Here is a 5,860-nt window from a genome sequence, read left to right as displayed (position 1 = left end):
AAGAACCGATCAGGTCGGGGTATCAACATATCTGGCGTTGACTTTTGGCACGCTGTTGAGTTCTCAAGGAACGGACGCTTCCTTTGTACTCACCCTCTCGGGCTTTCCTCCGGGCGCTTCCCTTCGGTCTTGCGTTTCCGACTCTATCAGATCTTTCCGATCCGATTTCCTCAGTGCTTTCCAGGTTCCCGCTTTCGCGTTTCCCTTTCCGGCGGTTCCGACTCTATCAGATCCTTTCGGCTCTGATTCCCCGTCAGAGGGGGGTTGTCTTCCCGGCCCTCGGGCCGTTCCGACGTCTCAAACACTAGCGGACCGTCTCGGTGATTCCCAATCGGGGTCTACCGGGCCGTCGAGTGCCAATCGGAATTGAATTCGGACATGCCGAAGTCATTCCCACTGGGGGCTCGTGCTGGTGGTTTGGGTGCCGCTGCTGCGGCGGAGGTGCTACCGCAGAACCGTTTCGGTGCCGTGGCAACCCGAAGAACTGTACGGATCCCGTAGGGGGCTGTCAAGCATCCCTGTCAAGATCTTTATTCGAGGTCGCTGAGCCTGCCGCCCGCGTCGGGCTGAGCGTGCTCGACCCTGCGCAGGAGGCGGGTGAGCACCTCGCCGAGCGCGGTCCGGTCGTCCGGGGAGAGGTCCTGGAGCAGGTCCTCCTCGAAGACCGAGGCGAGCCGCATGGCCTCCAGCCACTTCTCGCGCCCCTCCGACGTCAGCTCCACGATGACCCGGACCCGGTTCGACTCGTCGCGCTCCCGGGTCACCAGCCCTTCCGTCACCATGCGGTCGATGCGGTGGGTCATCGCCGCGGGGGTCAGGCCGAGGCGCTTGGCGAGGTCGCCGGGGCCCAGTCGGTAGGGGGCGCCGGAGAGGACCAGCGCCTTGAGTACTTCCCAGTCGGTGTTGCTGATGCCCAGCTCGGCGGTCTGCCTCCCGTACGCGACGTTCATGCGGCGGTTGAGGCGGGACAGCGCCGAGACGATCTTCTCGACCTGGGGGTCGAGGCCCTGGAACTCGCGCTGGTAGGCGGCGATCTGTTCTTCGAGTGGCGGTTCGCCGGCGCCGGAGGTGTCGCCCATGTCCGCAGTATGGCACGACGCTCCTTTGCCTTGAAGTCCTTCACTATGTACTCTTTACCTTCGAACTTTAGCTTCTAAGTCTTCAGCTCTAACGGCTGCAGCGATCAACCCAAGAGAGGGTGAACGTGACCAGGGCAATGGGCGCCGCGATGCGCCGGATTCACGTGGGCAACGCACTCAGCGCGTTCGGACTCGGCTTCACCGTCCCCTACCTGTACGTCTATGTGGCGCAGGTCCGGGGGCTCGGCTCCATGACGGCGGGTCTCGTGCTCGCCGTCTTCGCCGTGGCCGCGCTGATCGTGCTGCCGTTCGCCGGGCGGGCCATCGTCCGGCGGGGCCCGCTGCCGGTACTGCTCGTCGCCCTGGTCACCGCCGCACTCGGTGCGCTGAGCCTCGGGCTTTCGGCCTCGGCTGCCACCGTGCTGCTGTCCGCCGCCGCGCTGGGCGCGGGGCAGGCCGTCATGCAGCCGGCGCTCGCGACGATGATCGTGGACTGCTCCACGACGGAGACCCGGTCGCGGGCGTTCGCCATGCAGTTCTTCCTGCAGAACCTGGGGCTCGGCGTCGGCGGACTCATCGGCGGTCACCTGGTCGACGCCACCAGCGCCTCGTCCTTCACGCTGCTGTTCGCGATCGAGGCGGCCATGTTCCTGGTGCTGGTCGCGGTGATGGCCACCGTACGGTCGCCGCGCGCCCCGCGCGTGGAGGGCGTTCCGGGGCAGGCTTCCGGGGGCAGCTGGAAGCAGCTGCTGGGCAACCGCGCGATGGTGCAGCTGTGCGTGCTGGGCTTCGTGCTGTTCTTCGCCTGCTACGGACAGTTCGAGTCGGGGCTGAGCGCGTACGGCGTCGAGGCCGCCGGAATCACCACGTCCGCGCTGGGGACGGCGCTGGCCGCGAACACGCTGGTGATCGTGATCGCGCAGTTCGCGGTGCTGAAGTTCGTGGAGCGGCGGAAGCGGTCGCGCGTGATCGCCTCCGTGGGTCTGATCTGGGCCGTGGCGTGGGCCGTGGCCGGGTACGCCGGGCTCGGGCACGGCAGCCAGACGATGGCGACGGCCGCGTTCATCTCGACGTACGCGTTGTTCGGGCTGGGTGAGGCGATGCTGTCGCCGACGCTGGCGCCGCTGGTGGCGGACCTGGCGCCGACCGGTCTGGCCGGGCAGTACAACTCCGCCTTCGCCCTGGTGAAGCAGCTCGCGCTGGCGATCGGGCCGGCGGTCGGCGGGCCGCTCGGGGCCTCGCTGCACGCGCCGTACATCGTGGCGTTCCTGTTGTTCTCGCTGGGCATCACGGTGCTGGCGGTGCGGTTGGGACGGCAGCTGACGGACGTACAGAATCAGCCGTCGCTGGCTCGGAGCCGGGTGGTCACGCAGGGCCGGGCGCCCGCGGACGCGGTGGCGGCCGCGGAGGCATGAGCCCTGCGTGAAGCCGTGGCGGGCCCCGGTCCGTCACGGCTTCGGCAGGACGAACTCGCACCAGACGGCCTTGCCGCCGCCGGGTGTGCGCCGGGACCCCCAGTTGGTGGCGATGGTCGCGACGATGGCGATGCCCCGGCCGGACTCGTCCCCGGGCTCCGCGCGGCGGCGCCTGGGCAGGTGGTCGTCGCCGTCGGTGACCTCGATGATCAGGCGGCGGTCGGTGCGGCGCAGGCGCAGCCGCATGGGCGGGGTGCCGTGCTGGAGGGAGTTGGCGACCAGTTCGCTGGTGGCCAGGACGCCCAGGTCGTGCAGGTCGGTGGGGAAGCGCCAGCTGGTCAGGACGCCGGAGGCGAAGGCACGCGCGCGTGGGGCCGCTTCCACGCCGCCGAGCAGTTCGAGCGCGGCGTTGCGGAACAGTTCGGCGTCGGCGCCCGTGCGCGCGGGGTGCTGGAGGACCAGGACGGCGACGTCGTCGTCGTGGTCCGGGGTGACGCCCGCGGAGCGGACCAGGCGGTCGCAGATCACCTGCGGGGTGCCGGTCGCGCCGGACAGGGCGCGCTCCAGGGCGGCGATGCCCTCGTCCAGGTCCTCGTCGCGGCGTTCCACCAGGCCGTCGGTGTAGAGGACGGCGGTGGAGCCTGGGGTCAGGGAGATCGAGCCGGACGTGTGCACCCAGCCGCCGGTGCCGAGCGGGGGGCCGGTGGGCTCGTCGGCGCGCTGGACGGTGCCGTGCTCGTCGCGGACCAGGATGGGCAGGTGCCCGGCGGACGCGTGGACCAGCCGGCCCTCGTTCGGGTCGTGGATGGCGTAGACGCAGGTGGCGATCTGGTTGGCGTCGATCTCGGTGGCGAGGCCGTCGAGGAGCTGGAGCACCTCGTGCGGGGGCAGGTCGAGGCGGGCGTAGGCCCTGACCGCCGTACGGAGCTGGCCCATGACGGCCGCCGCGCGGACGCCTCTGCCCATGACGTCGCCGATGACCAGGGCGGTGCGGCCGCCGCCGAGGGTGATCACGTCGTACCAGTCGCCGCCGACCGCGGCCTCGGTGCCCCCGGGGTGGTAGGTGGCGGCGACGCGCAGGTCGTCGGGCTCTTCCAGTTCCTGTGGGAGCAGGGAGCGCTGGAGGGTGACGGCGGTTTCGCGCTGGCGGCGTTCGCTCGCGCGGAGGCGGGCCGCGGCCTCGGCGTGGTCGGTGACGTCGGTCGCGAATACCAGAACACCGCGGTCGCCGCCGCCGTGGTCGCCCTCGGTGACCGGGGTGCAGGTGAAGGTGTAGGAGCGGCCGTCGGGGGCCTTGCGGGACTTGAGGGTGCGGGGCCTGCCGCTGCGCTGGACCTGGTCCAGGAGCGGGAAGAGGCCCGGTTCGTCCAGCTCGGGGAGGGCTTCACGGGCGCGTTCGCCAAGGTCGCGCATGCCGAAGGCGGCGACATAGGCGTCGTTGACGTAGGCGAGGCGGTGGTCGGGGCCGTACACGAGGGCGACGAGGGCCGGGACGCGGTCGAGGACGTCGCGCACAGGTAGGTCGTCGACTGCGGGGACGGGCGGGGCCTCGTCGGTCAGCTGCTCGACGCGGGCGGCGGGTACGGAGCCCTCTCCCCGCCGGTCCGGGGAGACCGTCGTGTCGGTCCGCGCTGCGGCGCGGCGCTGCGTTCCGGGGAGTCGGGCGCTCCAGCGCGTGAGGTTCACGAATCCTTGCCTCGTGTAGTTGTCGGCGGCCGGAGACCGGGACGGGCCGGGACCGGCCGGGGCCCCAGGGGCCGCGCGGGGCGAGCGGCGGCGCGCCCGCGGTGGTGGACCAGTCTGGCAGGGTGCCGGCCGGGCCGACATCCGTCAGACGCCTCAGTGGGCGGGGGAGTTCCGGAGTCCGGTCAGGACGACCCCTTCGGGTTGTGCGGTGGTTCCTGGGAAGGCTTTCCACCGGCCGCGAGTTCGAACTCCGCTCGCGGGTGTTCGAGTGAACCCAGGGAGACGATCTCCCGTTTGAAGAGTCCGGCGATGGCCCATTCGGCCAGCACGCGCGCCTTGCGGTTGACGGTGGGGACGCGGCTGAGGTGGTACGCGCGGTGCATGAACCACGCGGGGTAGCCCTTCAGCTTGCGCCCGTAGACGTGCGCGACGCCCTTGTGGAAGCCGAGGGAGGCGACGGAGCCGGCGTACTTGTGCGCGTACGTGTCGAGGGGCTCGCCGCGCAGGGTGTGCGTGACGTTGTCGGCGAGGACCTTGGCCTGGCGGACGGCGTGCTGGGCGTTGGGGGCGCACTCCCGGCCCGGTTCGGCGGAGGTGGTGTCGGGGACGGCGGCGGCGTCTCCCGCGGCCCACGCGTGCGGGGCGCCGTCGACCGACAGGTGGGCGGTGCAGGTGAGCCGGCCGCGGTCGTCGAGGGGCAGGTCGGTGGATGCGAGGATCGGGTGCGGCTTGACGCCGGCCGTCCAGACGACCGTACGGGTGGGGAAGCGGGAGCCGTCGCTGAGGACGGCGACGCGGTCGGCGCAGGAGTCCAGGCGGGTGTCCAGGCGTACGTCGATGTTGCGGCGGCGCAGTTCGGTGACCGTGTAGCGGCCCAGGTCCTCGCCGACCTCGGGCAGGATGCGGCCCGATGCCTCGACGAGGATCCACTTCATGTCCTCGGGGGTGACGTTGTGGTAGTACCGCGCGGCGTAGCGGGCCATGTCCTCCAGCTCGCCCAGGGCCTCCACGCCCGCGTAGCCGCCGCCGACGAACACGAAGGTGAGGGCGGCGTCGCGGATGGCGGGGTCGCGGGTGGAGGAGGCGATGTCCATCTGTTCGAGGACGTGGTTGCGCAGGCCGATGGCCTCCTCGACGGTCTTGAAGCCGACGCCGTGGTCGGCGAGGCCGGGGACGGGCAGGGTGCGGGAGACCGAGCCGGGCGCGAGGACGAGTTCGTCGTAGGTCAGCCGGCGGGCGCCGGTGCCCTCCTCGTCGGTGGCGAGGGTGGTGATGGTGGCGGTGCGTGTCGTGTGGTCGATGGACCGGGCCTCGCCGATGACGACGCGGCACTGGCCGAGGAGGCGGCGCAGGGGCACGACGACGTGCCGCGGGGAGATGGAGCCGGCCGCCGCCTCGGGCAGAAAGGGTTGGTACGTCATGTAGGGGTCGGGTGTGACGACCGTGATCTCTGCTTCGCCCCGCCGGAGTTCACCCCTGAGGTTCCGCTGCAGACGCAGGGCCGTGTACATCCCGACGTAGCCACCGCCGACAACGAGAATGCGCGCACGTTCCTTCACCATCCCATGACGCACCCGGCGCTTGCGTTTGTCCACAGGCTCGTCGATTTGTGTGACCGGAGATCGCGGAGGCGCGACCGGGGCGGGGGGGCCCGCGGGGGGGGGGGGCGCGCCCCGGGAC

At 71.0% G+C, this 5,860-nt stretch carries 4 protein-coding genes; 1 reads left to right on the top strand and 3 read right to left on the bottom strand.

Annotated features, from left to right (window positions below):
- Positions 1-530: 530 nt before the first annotated feature.
- The gene (locus ACFWR9_RS20965; RefSeq protein WP_125495612.1) at positions 531-1,079 is read right to left on the bottom strand and encodes a MarR family winged helix-turn-helix transcriptional regulator; all 549 of its coding nucleotides are present in this window, start codon (positions 1,077-1,079) and stop codon (positions 531-533) included.
- A 137-nt stretch (positions 1,080-1,216) separates the two neighbouring features.
- Between ACFWR9_RS20965 and ACFWR9_RS20960 the strand changes: the two genes are divergently transcribed.
- Positions 1,217-2,494: an MFS transporter gene (locus ACFWR9_RS20960; RefSeq protein WP_383844272.1), complete on the top strand. Its 1,278-nt coding sequence runs from the start codon at positions 1,217-1,219 to the stop codon at positions 2,492-2,494.
- Positions 2,495-2,527: 33 nt separating this feature from the next.
- Here the strand turns inward: ACFWR9_RS20960 and ACFWR9_RS20955 are convergent, their stop codons facing one another.
- Both ACFWR9_RS20955 and ACFWR9_RS20950 read right to left on the bottom strand, forming a co-directional pair.
- Entirely contained in the window at positions 2,528-4,180 is a 1,653-nt protein-coding gene (locus tag ACFWR9_RS20955; RefSeq protein ID WP_383844265.1) for a SpoIIE family protein phosphatase, read from the bottom strand.
- A 182-nt stretch (positions 4,181-4,362) separates the two neighbouring features.
- Positions 4,363-5,742 (bottom strand): NAD(P)/FAD-dependent oxidoreductase, encoded by a 1,380-nt coding sequence (locus tag ACFWR9_RS20950; protein ID WP_383844263.1) that lies wholly within the window; start codon positions 5,740-5,742, stop codon positions 4,363-4,365.
- Positions 5,743-5,860: the final 118 nt, after the last annotated feature.

Origin of the sequence: Streptomyces sp. NPDC058534 (genome assembly GCF_042717365.1) — a bacterium.
Lineage (GTDB): Bacteria > Actinomycetota > Actinomycetes > Streptomycetales > Streptomycetaceae > Streptomyces.
This window is presented reverse-complemented; position numbering and strand designations above follow the sequence as displayed.